The organism is Pseudomonas tehranensis (assembly GCF_014268615.1).
In the GTDB taxonomy this organism is placed as follows: domain Bacteria; phylum Pseudomonadota; class Gammaproteobacteria; order Pseudomonadales; family Pseudomonadaceae; genus Aquipseudomonas; species Aquipseudomonas tehranensis.
This window is the reverse complement of record NZ_JABWQV010000118.1, coordinates 1-14,437: the sequence shown is the minus strand read 5'-3', so window position 1 is coordinate 14,437 and position 14,437 is coordinate 1. Positions and strand designations below refer to the sequence as shown.

Sequence of the window (14,437 nt, the reverse complement as noted above, 5' to 3'; positions counted from 1 at the left end):
GGCCTGTCGCTCATCGACAGGCCGGGCTTCTTTGCATCACCGCATCAAGGCTTCGACAGTGCCTGGTCTACCGCCGCAATCAGCTTCCCCAGATCCTTCGCGGTGGCTCTGTGTATGACGCCAAACAGGTACGCTCGCTGTTCGTCCTCGTCGTCCATGTCGGCAAAAAATGCTTTGAGCTGGACATCCAGTTTGTCGGCAAGCAAGACCAAGGCTTCGATGCTCGGGGTGTAGGTGCCGGTTTCGAAGCGGCTGATGGTTTTGGGGTCAAAACCGGTTTTTTCGCCAAGTTCAGCCTGAGTAAGCCCCGCTACTTTGCGATAGCGTCTGATGGCTGGACCCAAACTTGAAATTTGCATCGCTTAATTCCCATTTAGAATCAAGAACTTAACGATAGATTTTCGCATTAGGCAACCGCACGATCCATCACCTTGCTTTGCAAAATGTGATGTGTTTCGTAGAATCGGCCTTTGGCACGGGCATTTGGTGACCTGCTTCAGAAGCCTGGATGTGCGAAAAAGGCGAGCCTTGCGTTTTCTTGTTGTACACAGGGCGATGCTTGGCGCCTTCAGATAGCACCGCCACGGCCCGCGCTCCAGCGTATCTCAAGGTGTTTGAGCCTAGTTGATTTTTCGCCTGTCCTGGGGCGTTGCAACCGCGCGCGACAAATGAGCCTGACTCATGGATGACTGCTTCGATGGATAAGAAGTACCGCAGAGCCGTTGACGCTGCCGCGATTTTTTCTGAAACCGATCTGAGCGGGCGCATTACCTACGTCAACGACCAGTTCTGTAAGCTTTTTGGCTACCCGCGCGATGAGCTGTTGGGGGCTAATCATCGCCTGATCAACTCCGGTCAGCACCCGGACGAGTTCTTCAGCGCCATGTGGCGCACCATCGCCCTGGGGCAGGTCTGGAAGGGTGAGATTTGCAACCGGGCCAAGGACGGTACGCTGCATTGGGTCGATACCACCCTGGTGCCGGTGATCGACGATGCGACCGGTCGGATCGAACGCTATCTGGCGATTCGTTTTGATGTCAGCGAGAAGCGTCAGTTGTTGCATTCGCTGCAATGGCGGGTCGGTCACGATGTGTTGACCGGGTTGCCCAACCGCACCTACCTGTCCGACCTGCTGGATCAGGCCCTGGCATTTTCCAGGGCGCAGAGCTTGCCTCTGGCGGTGTGTATGCTCGACCTGGATGGCTTCAAGGCCGTGAACGACGGTCACGGCCACGCCAGTGGTGATCAGTTGCTGGTGGAGGTCGCCCGGCGTCTGCGCAGCATCGTGCGCGGGGAGGATGTGGTGGCGCGGTTGGCTGGCGATGAGTTTGTGCTGGTACTGCGCCATGTATGCGGGCTGGAGGAATTGCATGCCGCGTTGAACCGGGTGCTGATTGCCGTCTCCATGCCGTATGCCATTGATGGCAAGGTCATCAAGGTTTTCGCCAGCATTGGCGTCACCCTGTTTCCCGGTGACAACGAAGACGCCGATACCTTGTTGCGCCACGCTGACCAGGCGATGTACGTGGCCAAGCAGAGCGGCCGCAATCGCTTTCATTTGTTCGACGTGTCCCGGGACCAGGAAGTGCGGGCCACTTACCAGACCGTCGAGCGGGTGCGGCAGGCCATGGCCGGCAACGAGTTGCGCCTGCATTTCCAGCCCAAGGTCAACATGCGCCATGGCACGGTGGTGGGGCTCGAAGCGCTGCTGCGCTGGAAACACCCCCAACGGGGCCTGGTGCCGCCCCGGGAGTTCCTGCCGCTGGTGGAGGAAACCGACCTGATCGTCGAGATCGGTGAGTGGGTCATGGAGCAGGTGCTGATTCAGTTGCAGCAATGGCAGCATGCAGGGCAAGTCTGGCCGGTGAGCATCAATATCTCGGCGCGGCATTTCCAGCGGGCGGATTTCGTCGAGCGGTTACGGCAGGTGTTGCAACGGCACCCGGCGGTGTCGCCGCGTATGCTGGATCTGCAGATCGTTGAATCCTTGGCGGTGGAAAACCTTGCCCACGTCAGCGCCTGTCTCCAGGCGTGCCAGGCCTTGGGCGTGGGGTTTTCCCTGGGGGGGTTCGGCACGGGATACTGTTCGCTCAATGACCTCAAACACCTGCGCACGCAGACCATCAAGATCGACAAGACCTTTGTCCGCGACATACTCAATGACCGTGATGATCTGGCGCTGACCGAAGCGGTCATCGGTTTGGCCAGGGCGTTTGGTCGCCAGGTGGTGGCGGAGGGACTGGACAGCGTGGAGCATGGTCAATTGCTGCTGCGCCTGGGCTGCGAAGTGGCCCAAGGCTATTTCATCGCCCGACCCATGCCACCCGACCAGGTGCCTGGCTGGGTGAGGGGATTTGTTTCGCCGCCGCAATGGCAGCATCAGTCGGACGTTCAGGGCGAATCGGATCCGGCCCCCGACGACTCTTTATGTCCGGTGTAGCGCTGGATGATCGCGTCGATTTCCCCCGACGTTTTCATCTTCAGTAAGGTGCGCAGAATGCGTTGTGCTGGAATGTTTGGATCATCGCGCACATAACAGCCCAGCACGCGCTCCTGGAGAACCGCCACGGCACGCAGTTGCCGGTCCGGGGGATGCTGTTGATTGAACCAGTCCAGCGCCCATTGATTGCTCACCGCGTAGCGATAGCGCCCGGCCAGAAGCTTGGCAAGGACTTGTTCCTGGCTGCGTGCATCGTCACGTCGCAGATGCCCGCCGTCGAATAACGGCTGCAAGGTCGGGTAGGTATAACTGAGCACCGTCCCGACCGGTTGGTGGGGCAGGGTGGCGGGCGTCACCACCTTGGGGGCGCTGGCCGTGCCCACCAGCACGTCGCGCTGGAAAAACAGCGGGACGCTCCACAGGTAATTGCCACCCGTATCCTTTACCCATTCGGGGGTGACATAACACCGTACGTCGACTTCGCCGTGTTTCATGGCATTGTCCAGTCGAGCGCGGGCCAGCACATGAAACTGCGCCGGCATCCCCACCTGAGTCGCCAGGCGGGTCATTACGTCGGGGATGATGCCCTGGATCGGGCGACCATCTTCAGTCTGCACCATGGGCATGGCCCAACTGTCGGTAATGGCGAAACGCAACGGAATTTCGCCTGCAAAACACCCTGAACCTATTAGCAGCAAAGCCCCCATGGCCGAACGCATAAACTCTCCTGATGGTGCAAAATCCTGCCGACAATCGGGCTCTGACCCAAGCTTAGACAGATTAGACGAGCACACCGGATGCAATTTCGCCCCTGCTCCGCTAGCATTAGCCGCTTCTGCTTTCCAGTGGCGATGGTTTTCGATGAGTTATCAGGTTCTTGCACGTAAATGGCGTCCGCGCTCGTTCCGCGAAATGGTCGGCCAGACCCATGTGCTCAAGGCCCTGATCAATGCCTTGGACAGCCAGCGGCTGCATCACGCCTACCTGTTCACCGGCACGCGCGGCGTCGGCAAGACCACCATCGCGCGGATCATCGCCAAGTGCCTGAACTGTGAAACCGGTATTACCTCGACGCCGTGTGGCGAGTGTTCGGTATGCCGGGAAATCGACGAAGGCCGTTTCGTCGACCTGATCGAGATCGACGCCGCCAGCCGCACCAAGGTCGAAGACACCCGTGAGCTGCTCGACAACGTGCAGTACGCACCAAGCCGTGGGCGCTTCAAGGTCTACCTGATCGACGAAGTGCACATGCTGTCCAGCCACTCCTTCAATGCGCTGCTCAAGACCCTCGAGGAGCCGCCGCCCTACGTCAAGTTCATCCTGGCGACCACCGACCCGCAGAAGCTTCCTGCAACCATTTTGTCCCGCTGCCTGCAGTTCTCCCTCAAGAACATGACCCCCGAGCGGGTGGTCGAGCATCTGACCCACGTGTTGGCTGTCGAGAACGTACCGTTCGAAGACGATGCGCTGTGGCTGTTGGGCCGCGCCGCCGATGGTTCGATGCGTGACGCCATGAGCCTGACCGACCAGGCCATTGCCTTTGGTGAAGGCAAGGTCATGGCCGCCGATGTGCGGGCCATGCTTGGCACCCTCGACCACGGCCAGGTCTACGACGTGTTGCATGCGTTGATCGACGGTGACGCCAAGGCGTTGCTCGAAGCAGTGCGTCACCTGGCCGAGCAGGGGCCGGACTGGAATGGCGTGCTCTCGGAAATTCTCAACGTATTGCACCGTGTCGCCATTGCCCAGGCCTTGCCCGAGGGGGTCGATAACGGTCATGGCGACCGCGATCGGGTGCTGGCCTTGGCTCAGGCACTGCCGGCCGAAGACGTGCAGTTCTATTACCAGATGGGGCTGATCGGGCGTCGTGACCTGCCGCTGGCACCGGATCCGCGCGGTGGTTTCGAAATGGTGCTGCTGCGAATGCTCGCGTTCCGGCCGGCCGACACGGAAAATGCCCCGAGGCAACCGCTAAAGCCAGTGGGGATCAGCCAGGCCACAGCTGATTCCGCCAAGCCAGTGGCTGCCGCGCCCGTCGTTGCGCCGGCAGTGGCCTCTGCCCCGGCAGCGGTGGCGCAACCGGCCCCGGTGCTTGTCGTCGCGGCGCCTGAACCCGAGCCTGAGCCGGTCGTCGAGGCCTTGCCGCAGCCAGTCGCTGAAGCAGTGGTCGACCTGCCCTGGAACGATCCGGTCGAGGCCCAGGTCGTCCAGCAGCCCGCCGTGGAGCCGGTGCTGGAAACCGTCGCTGAGCAACCCGAGCTGCCGCCGATGCCCATGCCCACGCCCGACAGCGTGGTACCCGACGCACCCGAGTGGGTGGCCGCACCGGTGCCTGAGCCCACGGTGGCGGACGTTGATGTCGCCACGCCGGGCATGGACCTGGATGATGAGCCGCCACTGGACGAGGATTACATCGAGCCGGACATGGATTCGGCTTACAGCTATCTGGACGAGTTGGCCAGCGAACATACCGCGGAGCCGGCCCCGGAGCCCGAGCCTGAACCGGCGGCGATGCCGGCCACCGGGCTGGCCCTGCAATGGCTGGAGCTGTTCCCGAAACTGCCGATTACCGGCATGACCGGCAGCATTGCCGCCAACTGCACGCTGATCTCTGTAGAGGGCGACCACTGGCTGCTACACCTGGACCCGGCCCACAGCGCGCTGTTCAACGCCACGCAGCAGCGCCGCCTCAACGATGCGCTGAACCAGTATCACCAGCGCACCCTGACGCTGAGCATCGAGCTGATCAAGCCTGAGCAGGAGACGCCGGCCCAGGCTGCGTCCCGCCGCCGTGCCGACCGTCAGCGCGAAGCCGAGGAGTCGATCCACGGTGATCCGTTCATCCAGCAAATGATGCAACAGTTCGGCGCCGTGGTCCGTCACGATACTATCGAACCTGTCGAGGCCCCGGTGACCCAGGGCTCATAACTGAAAGCGCCAGGCCGAACGGGCCGGGCGCGGTGTTTATCCAAGTACTTTCGAGGTGATTCCCATGATGAAAGGTGGCATGGCCGGCCTGATGAAGCAGGCGCAGCAGATGCAGGAAAAAATGGCCAAGATGCAGGAAGAACTGGCCAACGCCGAAGTCACCGGCAAGTCCGGCGGCGACATGGTGACCGTGGTCATGACCGGTCGCCACGACATCAAGCGTGTCAGCATCGACCCGAGCGTGGTCGAAGGCCTGAGCGAAGACGACAAGGAAATGCTCGAAGCCCTGTTCGCCGCCGCCGTCAATGACGCAGTGCGCAAGATCGAAGCCAACAGCCAGGACAAAATGTCCGGCATGACCGCTGGCATGCAATTGCCGCCGGGCATGAAACTGCCGTTCTGACTCGCCATCCCGGTCGGGATGGGCTACACACAATGCCAGGCATCGCGCCTGGCATTTTTGTTTGTGTCACAAGGCGAGTGCGCTAGAAACTTTACCTGTGGGAGCAAGGCTTGCCCGCGATGGACGATGACGCGCCGCTGCGACAAACCGAGGCGTCTGCATCGCGGGCAAGCCTTGCTCCCACCAGTACCCACTGAACAAACATCGAACGCCGCCCCGCCGGCAATGGTCTGCTTCCTATAGGTCCCACTCAACGATCAAGGAGACGCTTCCATGTCACAAGCATCGACCACCCACCAGCGCATCGTCCTCGCCTCTCGCCCCACAGGTGCCCCCACCCCGGACAACTTCCGTCTGGAGCAGGTGACGTTGCCGGAGCTGGAGGAGGGGCAGATCCTGCTCAAGACGCTGTTTCTCTCATTGGACCCTTACATGCGTGGGCGCATGAGTGATGCACCTTCCTACGCCGCGCCGGTGGAAATCGATGAGGTGATGACCGGTGGCGCTGTCAGCCGGGTCGAGCGTTCGATGCATCCGAAGTTTCAGGAGGGGGATCTGGTGGTGGGCGCGACGGGGTGGCAGAGCCACACGGTCAGCGATGGCCGCAATGTCATTCCGATCCCATCCGGGCTGCCCAGCCCGTCGATGGCGCTGGGTGTGCTGGGCATGCCGGGCATGACCGCGTACATGGGCTTGATGGAGATCGGTCAGCCCAAGGCCGGGGAAACCCTGGTGGTCGCAGCGGCCTCGGGTGCAGTCGGCTCGGTGGTCGGCCAGGTGGCGAAAATCAAGGGCCTGCGGGTGGTCGGTGTGGCCGGTGGCCCCGAGAAATGCAAGTACGTGGTCGACGAGTTGGGGTTCGACGCCTGTGTCGATCATAAGCGCGATGACTTTGCCGACGCACTGGCCCGGGCTTGCGACCAGGGCATCGACATCTATTACGAAAACGTCGGTGGCAAGGTGTTCGACGCCGTGGTACCGCTGCTCAACGCCAAGGCGCGTATTCCCCTCTGTGGCCTGATCGCGTCCTACAACGAGCATGAAGCCCCCAGCGGCCCGGATCGGTTGCCGCAATTGCAGCGCACCTTGCTGACCAAGCGTGTGCGGATCCAGGGGTTTATCGTGTTCGACGACTTCAGTGGCCGTCAGCCGGAGTTCATCAGCGCCATGGCGCCTTGGGTGCGTGACGGCAAGGTCAAGTTCCGCGAAGACGTGGTCGATGGCCTTGAGAATGCACCACAGGCCTTTATCGGCCTGCTGGAAGGGCGCAACTTCGGCAAGCTGGTGGTGCGGGTGGCGCAGGATTGAGTATTTGACGCTAATCGGAGGCGCGGGTATAAACCGCGTCTCGTTGTTATGTCGGACATTTCCTCCATGAGCTTCAGCCCTTTGATTCGCCAACTGATCGACGCCCTGCGAACTTTGCCGGGTGTGGGTCAGAAAACTGCTCAGCGCATGGCGTTGCAATTGCTTGAGCGTGATCGCAGCGGCGGTTCGCGTCTGGCTCTGGCCCTGAGCCAGGCCATGGAAGGGGTAGGGCATTGCCGCTTATGCCGCACCCTCACGGAAGACGACCTCTGCCCGCAATGCGTCGACCCGCGTCGGGACGACAGCCTGCTGTGCGTCGTGGAAGGTCCCATGGATGTGTACGCCGTGGAGCAGACCGGTTTTCGCGGCCGTTATTTCGTGCTCAAGGGGCATTTGTCTCCGCTCGACGGCCTAGGGCCGGAAGCCATCGGCATTCCGCAACTGATGGCGCGGATCGAAGAGGCCGGGACTTTCACCGAAGTCATCCTCGCCACCAACCCGACGGTCGAAGGCGAAGCCACCGCCCACTACATTGCCCAACTGCTGAACAACAAGGGCCTGATCGCTTCACGCATCGCCCATGGTGTGCCGCTGGGTGGCGAGCTGGAACTGGTGGACGGCGGGACGCTGGCGCATTCGTTTGCCGGGCGCAAACCGATCGCGTTGTAACAGCCACCCAAAAGCCAGTGGGAGCGGGCTTGCTCGCGAAGGCAGTGTGTCAGTCAACATAAGTGTCAGCTGATCCACCGCTTTCGCGAGCAAGCCCGCTCCCACAGGTTCGTCGTTTGCCGGTTATCTTTCGCTCAGCGAAAACTGCGTCAGGCAGAACGTCGGTATCCCCATATCTTCCAGACGCTGCGAGCCAAGCAACTCCGGCAGGTCGATGATCGCCGCTGCCTCGTGGACCTTGGCGCCCATGCGGCGGATCAGGTTGGCGGCGGCGATCAGCGTGCCGCCGGTGGCGATCAGGTCATCGAACATCACCACCGAATCACCCTCGCACAGGCTGTCGGCGTGGACTTCCAGGAAGGCCTCGCCGTATTCGGTCTGGTAACCCTCGGCCAGCACATCCGCCGGCAGCTTGCCTTGCTTGCGGAACAGCACCAGGGGCTTGTTCAACTGATAAGCCAGGATTGAGCCGATCAAGAAGCCTCGTGCATCCATCGCACCGATATGAGTGAACTCGGCCTCGACATAACGGTGGGCGAAGCTGTCCATCACCAGCCGCAGCGCGGTGGGGGACTGGAACAGTGGGGTAATGTCGCGAAAGATCACGCCCGGCTTGGGGAAATCGATCACGGGGCGGATCAGGGATTTGATGTCGAAGGAGTCGAAGACCATCGTCTAGGTGTCCTGGCAGGCTGCAAACGCCGGAGTATAGCGCGGCAAGGCGAACCCTGGGCCGCGCCTGCTCATCAGCCTTCGATCGAGCCACCCGCCAGGGCGCAGAGCTGGATCGGGTCGAGAATATGGATCTCCTTGCCTTCGGCGGCGATCAGCTCGTTCTGCTGGAAACGGGTGAATACCCGGGACACGGTTTCCACCGCCAGACCCAGGTAGTTGCCGATTTCGTTACGCGACATGCTCAGGCGGAACTGGTTGGCCGAAAACCCGCGGGCGCGGAAACGTGCCGAGAGGTTGACCAGGAACGTGGCAATGCGCTCGTCGGCGGTCTTCTTCGAGAGCAGCAGCATCATTTGTTGATCGTCGCGAATCTCCCGACTCATGACCCGCATCAACTGACGGCGCAGTTGCGGCAGTTGCAAGGCCAGCTCGTCCAGGCGATCAAAGGGGATCTCGCACACCGAAGTGGTTTCCAGCGCCTGGGCCGAGACCGGATGGCTCTCGGTGTCCATGCCCGACAGACCCACCAGCTCGCTGGGCAGGTGGAAGCCGGTGAGCTGCTCTTCGCCGCCATCGCTCAGATTGAAGGTTTTCAAGGCGCCCGAGCGCACGGCATAGACGGAATCGAAGGTGTCGCCCTGGCGAAACAGGAATTCACCTTTTTTCAACGGTCGGCCCCGTTTAACGATGTCGTCCAGCGCGTCCATATCCTCCAGGTTCAATGAAAGTGGCAGGCAGAGGGGAGCCAGGCTGCAATCCTTGCAATGGGCCTGGTTGTGAGCGCGCAATTTGACTGGCTCGGACATTACTTAAATCCTTGTGGGAAACACACATAAGCCGTAAGGGTAACCCAGCGCAGGTGCTCCGACCAGTGGCGTTTCGTCGTCAAATTGTCGCGCTCAGATGACGCGGGAGAAGCGCTGTCGATTATGTCCTTCCAGATAGGCATCAAAGACCATGCATACCGAGCGCACCAGCAGGCGCCCGGCGGGCAGTACCTTGATGTGGGTGCTGTCTAATTCGATCAGGCCGTCCTCGGCCATCCCCTGCAATTGCGGCCACAACGGTGCGAAGTAACCGCGAAAATCGATGTTGAACGTTTGTTCGATATCGCTGAATAGCAGATTGAAATGGCAGATCAGTTGCTGGATCACCGCGCGCCGCAGCCGATCGTCGGCATTGCACAGCAGCCCGCGACTGGTCGCCAGTTGGCCGTCGGCCAGGGTGTTCTGGTAATGGTTCAGGTCGCTGCTGTTCTGGCAGTACAAATCGCCGATCTGGCTGATGGCTGACACGCCAAGGCCGATCAGGTCGCAGTGTCCATGGGTGGTATAGCCCTGAAAGTTGCGTTGCAGGGTGGTGTCTTCCTGGGCAATCGCCAGTTCGTCGTCGGGCAGGGCGAAGTGGTCCATGCCGATATAGCGATAACCCGCCGCGGTCAGTTGTTCGATGGTGCCTTGCAGCATCGCCAGCTTCTGCGCCGGATTGGGCAGGTCCTGGCTGTTGATACGGCGCTGGGGCATGAAGCGTTCCGGCAAGTGGGCGTAGTTGAACACCGAAAGCCGGTCCGGCTGCAGATGGATGACTTCCTGGACCGTGCGGGCGAAGTTTTCCGGGGTCTGTTTGGGTAGCCCGTAGATCAGGTCGATGTTGATCGAACGGAACTGCAAGGTCCGTGCGGCTTCGATCACCGCGCGGGTTTCTTCCAGGCTTTGCAGGCGATTGACGGCGCGCTGCACGGCCGGGTCAAGGTCTTGCAGGCCAATGCTGACCCGGTTGAAACCCAGTTCCCGCAGTAGGCCCATGGTGGACCAGTCGGCTTCCCGGGGATCGATTTCGATACTGTAGTCGCCGCCATTGTCCTCCAGCAGGTTGAAGTGTTGGCGCAGCGTGGCCATCAACTGGCGCAATTCGTCATGGTTGAGGAACGTCGGGGTGCCGCCGCCCAGGTGCAACTGCTCAACGCGCTGAGAAGGGTCCAAATGGCAGCCGATCAGCTGGATCTCCTGCTCCAGGCGTTGCAGATAGGCATGGGCGCGGCTGCGGTCCTTGGTGATGACTTTGTTGCAGGCGCAGTAGTAGCAAATGTTCGCGCAGAACGGCACATGCACATACAGCGACAGTGGCCTCAGGGCTTTGCGGCTTTCGCGCAGGGCGTGGAGCAGGTCGAAGGTCCCCACCTGGCTGCCGAACTGCGCTGCGGTCGGGTACGAGGTGTAGCGGGGCCCCGCCAGATCGTAACGGCGGATCAGGTTTGAGTCCCAATGAATGGCGTCGAGCATGCGGGCGTTCCCCGGATAGGCAGGCATGGGCGTGAGTCTAGGGAAGTGGGCGCGGGGGCGTGTTGATTTGCGTCAACGGGCATGGGGCTGGGGTTGGTGGGGGACTCATCGCGAGCAGGCTCGCTTCCACAGGGATTTGCGGGGTTCATGAGGTTTGGGGTCAGCCGCGATCCAGTGTGGGAGCGAGCCTGCTCGCGATGGCGGCGACTCGGTCAATGCCCCATGAGCCAATGCTGATGCGGCCCTGGCAGGGTCCAGACACCAAAGACAATCACCAGTAAGCCACCAGCCATGCGCACGCTGCGTTTGCGCAACAGGGCGGTGATGCGTTCGGCGGCCATGCCGGTGGCGAGCAAGACTGGCCAAGTGCCAAGACCGAAGGCGAGCATCAGCAATGCGCTGTCCAGTGCATCGCCCTGGCTGGCTGACCAGAGCAGGGTGCTGTAGACCAGCCCGCACGGCAGCCAGCCCCAGAGCGCGCCGAGCAGCAAGGCCCGGGGCAGGCTCGACACCGGCAGCAAGCGGTTGGCGATGGGCTGGATATGCCGCCACAGGCCACGACCGACGCCTTCGATGCGGGTCAGGCCGCTCCACCAGCCCGCCAGGTACAGGCCCATGGCGATCAACAGCAGGCCGGCCAACACGCGCATGACCATCGCCGCCGGGCTATTGGCTACGGCCCAACCCGCCAGGCCGATCAGCAACCCTGCGCTGGCGTAGCTCAGAATCCGCCCCAGGTTGTAGGCCAGCAGCAACCGAAAGCGTCGGCTGCGCTGTTCCTTGGGGATTGCCAGGGTCAGGGCGCCCATCAGGCCGCCGCACATCCCCAGGCAATGCCCGCCGCCCAATAAACCCAGGATGAGCGCCGAGACCAACAGTGGCGCCAGATCAAGCATGGGGCGGGGCCTTGTCGTCCGGTTTGCGGGGCTCGCCGCTGGCTTCGTCCACCGCCGCCTTGTGGTTCGGATCCTGATCGTCGAACAGAATGCTGTGGGCCGGACCGTCGAGGTCGTCGTACTGCCCGCTGTCCACGGCCCAGAAGAAGATGTAGACGGCGATGGCCACGATCAGCAGTGCGGCCGGGATCATCACATAAAGAGCTGGCATGTCGGAACTCCATGCCCGCGCGGCTCAGGCCGGCAGCGGGCGGATATCGGGCGAGGCATCGAAAACCTGCGTCTTGGGCTGGCGAGTCAGCCTCAGCGCATTCAACACCACGGTCAGCGAACTGATGGACATGCCGATCGCGGCCCACACCGGCGTAATCCAGCCGAGGGCGGCGAACGGCAACATGAGGCCATTGTACAGTGCTGCCCACACCAGGTTCTCGATGATCACCCGCCGTGTGCGCCGGGCCAGGCTGAAGGCGTGGATCAGGGCGTCGAGACGGTTGGACAGCAGCACCGCATCGGCGCTGGTCTTGGCAAGATCGGTGGCCGAGCCCATGGCGACACTGATGTCTGCCGCTGCCAGCACCGGTACGTCATTCACCCCGTCGCCGAGCATCAGCACCTTGCGCCCCTGCTGGTGCAACTGTTGCAACACGGCCAGTTTATCGTCCGGGCGCAAACCGCCGCGGGCTTCATCGATGCCCAGTTCGGCGGCGACACTGGCAACCATGGGCGAACTGTCGCCCGACAGCAACAGTGTGCGCCAGCCCCGCGCTTTGCAGGCGGCCAGCAATGCCGGGGCGTCGGCGCGCAAGCGATCGTCGAGGACGAACCAGGCCAACGGACCGATATCATCACCCAGCAGCAACCATTGTCCGGGCTCATCCGGCATCACCGGCACCGCCGCGCCACTGAGTTCGCAGACAAAACCGGGTTGGCCGATGCGCAGGCGCTGGTCACCCACCAGCCCTTCCAGCCCCAGCCCCGGGGTGCTTTGCACATGCTCGGCGGCCAGTGGCGCGCGGCCAAAGGCACGGGCGATGGGGTGTTCGGAGCGGTTTTCCAGGGCAGCGGCCAGGCCCAGGCATTGATCACTGTCCAGGGCTGTCAGCGTTCGAATGGCGCGCAACGCCAGACGCCCTTCGGTGAGGGTGCCGGTCTTGTCGAAAATCACTGTGTCGATCTGGTTCAGGCCCTCCAGCACATGGCCGCGAGTCAGCAGCAGGCCAAGCTTGTGCAGCGTGCCGGTGGCGGCGGTCAGCGCGGTGGGCGTGGCCAGGGACAGTGCGCAAGGGCAGGTGGCGACCAGCATCGCCAGCACGATCCAGAAAGCGCGAGAGGCATCCAGTTGCCACCACAGCACACCGATGGCCGCTGCGGCGACCAGGGAGAACAGCAGGAACCATTGCGCGGCGCGGTCGGCGATTTCCGCGAGCCGCGGCTTCTCGGCCTGGGCTCGTTCCAGCAACCGGACGATGGCCGACAGCCGGGTGTCTTGCCCCAGTGCCAGGACCTGGACCGTCAACGCGCCCTCCACGTTAAGCGTGCCAGCGGTCACCGTGTCGCCCACTTGACGAGGTTGTGGCAGGTATTCGCCGGTCAGCAGCGATTCGTCGACGCTGGACTGGCCTTCGAGGATTCTGCCGTCGGCCGGCAGAACCGCGCCGGGATGCACTAGCACGCGGTCACCCGTGCGCAACTCGCTGAGCAGGATACGTTCACTCTGGCCGTTGTCCTCCAGGCGCAGGCACGAGGCCGGCAGCAGATTGACCAGTTGTGCGGTGGCGGCTGCGGTGCGCTCCCGGGCGCGGCGTTCCAGGTAGCGACCGGCCAGAAGGAACAGCGCGAACATGCCCACGGCATCGAAATACAGCTCGCCGACACCGGTGACGGACGTCCAGATCCCTGCCACGTAAGCGCCGCCAATGGCCAGGGACACCGACACGTCCATGGTCAGGTGCCGGGTGCGCAGGTCGCGCATCGCGCCCTTGAAGAACGGCGCGCAGCTATAGAACACGATGGGTGTGGTGAGGAACAGCGCGACCCAGCGCAGGATGGTGTGCATCTCCGGGCTCAGGTCAATGTTGAATTCCGGCCAGGTGGCCATGGTCGCCATCATCGCCTGGAACCAGAGCAAACCGGCCACGCCCAGTTGGCGCAGGGCCAGGCGATTTTGCGCGGCCAGTTGTTCGCTGGCCTGGTCGGCCTGGTAGGGATGGGCGACGTAGCCGATCTGGCGCAGTTCGGCCAGCAAGGTGCTCAGCGGCAATTGAGCGTCGGCCCAGCTCACGTGCAGGCGGTGATTGGACAGGTTCAGCCGCGCCTCGGCCACGGCGGGCAGGCTGCGCAGTTGTTTTTCGATCAGCCAGCCGCAGGCGGCGCAACTGATGCCTTCGATCAGCAGCGTGGCTTCGGCCAGCTCGCCTTCATGGCGCACGAACGACTGCTGCACGTCCGGGCGGTCGTACAGCGCAAGCTCATCGGTCAACTGGACCGGCAGGGTTTCAGGGTTGGCCGATGCTTCGCTACGATGCAGGTAATAGCTTTCCAGGCCACCGGCGACAATGGCCTCGGCCACCGCCTGGCAGCCCGGGCAGCACAGCTCACGGGTTTCACCCAGGACAACGGCGGTGAAGCGACTGCCCGGGGGAACGGGCAGGGCGCAGTGGTAGCAGGGCTGTGGAGTGGTCATGGTTGTCGCTATGAAGGCCTTTGTGGCGAGGGAGCTTGCTCCCGCTCGGCTGCGAAGCAGTCGTAATCCTGGAAATCAACATGCCTGAAAGGAGCGTCAGGCCAAAAGACAGGGCCGCTTCGCAGCCCGGCGGGAGCAAGCTCCCTCGCC

Annotated in this window: 13 protein-coding genes; 5 read left to right on the top strand and 8 right to left on the bottom strand. The window is 62.4% G+C overall.

All coding sequences use genetic code 11. The features are described from left to right. Positions 1–44: 44 nt before the first annotated feature. Entirely contained in the window at positions 45–359 is a 315-nt protein-coding gene (locus HU811_RS16970; RefSeq protein WP_092401703.1) for a helix-turn-helix domain-containing protein, read from the bottom strand. 338 nt (positions 360–697) lie between these two features. On the opposite strand from HU811_RS16970, the gene HU811_RS16965 reads away from it, so the two are divergent. Further along, positions 698–2,440, top strand: coding sequence for a putative bifunctional diguanylate cyclase/phosphodiesterase (locus tag HU811_RS16965; protein WP_186657070.1), 1,743 nt, complete (start codon positions 698–700; stop codon positions 2,438–2,440). Here the strand turns inward: HU811_RS16965 and HU811_RS16960 are convergent. Continuing rightward, positions 2,392–3,159, bottom strand: a complete 768-nt coding sequence (locus HU811_RS16960; RefSeq protein ID WP_092401697.1) for a substrate-binding periplasmic protein — start codon at positions 3,157–3,159, stop codon at positions 2,392–2,394. The genes HU811_RS16965 and HU811_RS16960 overlap by 49 nt on opposite strands. A 142-nt stretch (positions 3,160–3,301) precedes the next feature. Between HU811_RS16960 and dnaX the strand changes: the two genes are divergently transcribed. The 4 genes from dnaX to recR all read left to right on the top strand — a co-directional run bounded on the left by dnaX (position 3,302) and on the right by recR (position 7,748). After that, positions 3,302–5,368 (top strand): DNA polymerase III subunit gamma/tau, encoded by a 2,067-nt coding sequence (dnaX, locus tag HU811_RS16955; RefSeq protein ID WP_186657069.1) that lies wholly within the window; start codon positions 3,302–3,304, stop codon positions 5,366–5,368. 64 nt (positions 5,369–5,432) lie between these two features. After that, entirely contained in the window at positions 5,433–5,771 is a 339-nt protein-coding gene (locus HU811_RS16950) for a YbaB/EbfC family nucleoid-associated protein (protein ID WP_003183512.1), read from the top strand. Between the two features lie 273 nt (positions 5,772–6,044). Next, entirely contained in the window at positions 6,045–7,079 is a 1,035-nt protein-coding gene (gene curA / locus HU811_RS16945; RefSeq protein WP_092459045.1) for an NADPH-dependent curcumin/dihydrocurcumin reductase, read from the top strand. 66 nt (positions 7,080–7,145) lie between these two features. Beyond that, positions 7,146–7,748: a recombination mediator RecR gene (recR, locus tag HU811_RS16940; RefSeq protein WP_186657068.1), complete on the top strand. Its 603-nt coding sequence runs from the start codon at positions 7,146–7,148 to the stop codon at positions 7,746–7,748. A 123-nt stretch (positions 7,749–7,871) separates the two neighbouring features. Here recR and HU811_RS16935 read toward each other — a convergent pair whose 3' ends face one another. The 6 genes from HU811_RS16935 to HU811_RS16910 form a co-directional block, all read right to left on the bottom strand. Continuing rightward, positions 7,872–8,420 carry an adenine phosphoribosyltransferase gene (locus HU811_RS16935; protein ID WP_041020481.1) on the bottom strand — a complete coding sequence of 183 codons (549 nt, stop codon included), beginning with the start codon at positions 8,418–8,420 and terminating at the stop codon, positions 7,872–7,874. Between the two features lie 74 nt (positions 8,421–8,494). Beyond that, positions 8,495–9,229, bottom strand: a complete 735-nt coding sequence (gene fnr, locus HU811_RS16930) for a fumarate/nitrate reduction transcriptional regulator Fnr (protein ID WP_092401685.1) — start codon at positions 9,227–9,229, stop codon at positions 8,495–8,497. Positions 9,230–9,322: 93 nt separating this feature from the next. Further along, entirely contained in the window at positions 9,323–10,705 is a 1,383-nt protein-coding gene (gene hemN, locus HU811_RS16925) for an oxygen-independent coproporphyrinogen III oxidase (protein ID WP_186657071.1), read from the bottom strand. A gap of 212 nt (positions 10,706–10,917) precedes the next feature. Further along, positions 10,918–11,601, bottom strand: coding sequence for a sulfite exporter TauE/SafE family protein (locus HU811_RS16920; protein WP_186657066.1), 684 nt, complete (start codon positions 11,599–11,601; stop codon positions 10,918–10,920). Further along, positions 11,594–11,812, bottom strand: a complete 219-nt coding sequence (ccoS, locus tag HU811_RS16915) for a cbb3-type cytochrome oxidase assembly protein CcoS (protein WP_047227179.1) — start codon at positions 11,810–11,812, stop codon at positions 11,594–11,596. Before ccoS ends, HU811_RS16920 begins: the two co-directional genes overlap by 8 nt. Positions 11,813–11,836: 24 nt before the next feature. Continuing rightward, on the bottom strand, positions 11,837–14,287 hold the full coding sequence (locus tag HU811_RS16910; RefSeq protein ID WP_186657064.1) for a heavy metal translocating P-type ATPase: 2,451 nt from the start codon (positions 14,285–14,287) through the stop codon (positions 11,837–11,839). Positions 14,288–14,437 lie beyond the last annotated feature (150 nt).

Bases quoted from the DNA above. Each gene is read 5' to 3' on its own strand.
- HU811_RS16970 (WP_092401703.1), bottom strand. From the start codon at position 359: ATGCAAATTTCAAGTTTGGGTCCAGCCATCAGACGCTATCGCAAAGTA.
- HU811_RS16965 (WP_186657070.1), top strand. From the start codon at position 698: ATGGATAAGAAGTACCGCAGAGCCGTTGACGCTGCCGCGATTTTTTCT.
- HU811_RS16960 (WP_092401697.1), bottom strand. From the start codon at position 3,159: ATGCGTTCGGCCATGGGGGCTTTGCTGCTAATAGGTTCAGGGTGTTTT.
- dnaX (WP_186657069.1), top strand. From the start codon at position 3,302: ATGAGTTATCAGGTTCTTGCACGTAAATGGCGTCCGCGCTCGTTCCGC.
- HU811_RS16950 (WP_003183512.1), top strand. From the start codon at position 5,433: ATGATGAAAGGTGGCATGGCCGGCCTGATGAAGCAGGCGCAGCAGATG.
- curA (WP_092459045.1), top strand. From the start codon at position 6,045: ATGTCACAAGCATCGACCACCCACCAGCGCATCGTCCTCGCCTCTCGC.
- recR (WP_186657068.1), top strand. From the start codon at position 7,146: ATGAGCTTCAGCCCTTTGATTCGCCAACTGATCGACGCCCTGCGAACT.
- HU811_RS16935 (WP_041020481.1), bottom strand. From the start codon at position 8,420: ATGGTCTTCGACTCCTTCGACATCAAATCCCTGATCCGCCCCGTGATC.
- fnr (WP_092401685.1), bottom strand. From the start codon at position 9,229: ATGTCCGAGCCAGTCAAATTGCGCGCTCACAACCAGGCCCATTGCAAG.
- hemN (WP_186657071.1), bottom strand. From the start codon at position 10,705: ATGCTCGACGCCATTCATTGGGACTCAAACCTGATCCGCCGTTACGAT.
- HU811_RS16920 (WP_186657066.1), bottom strand. From the start codon at position 11,601: ATGCTTGATCTGGCGCCACTGTTGGTCTCGGCGCTCATCCTGGGTTTA.
- ccoS (WP_047227179.1), bottom strand. From the start codon at position 11,812: ATGCCAGCTCTTTATGTGATGATCCCGGCCGCACTGCTGATCGTGGCC.
- HU811_RS16910 (WP_186657064.1), bottom strand. From the start codon at position 14,287: ATGACCACTCCACAGCCCTGCTACCACTGCGCCCTGCCCGTTCCCCCG.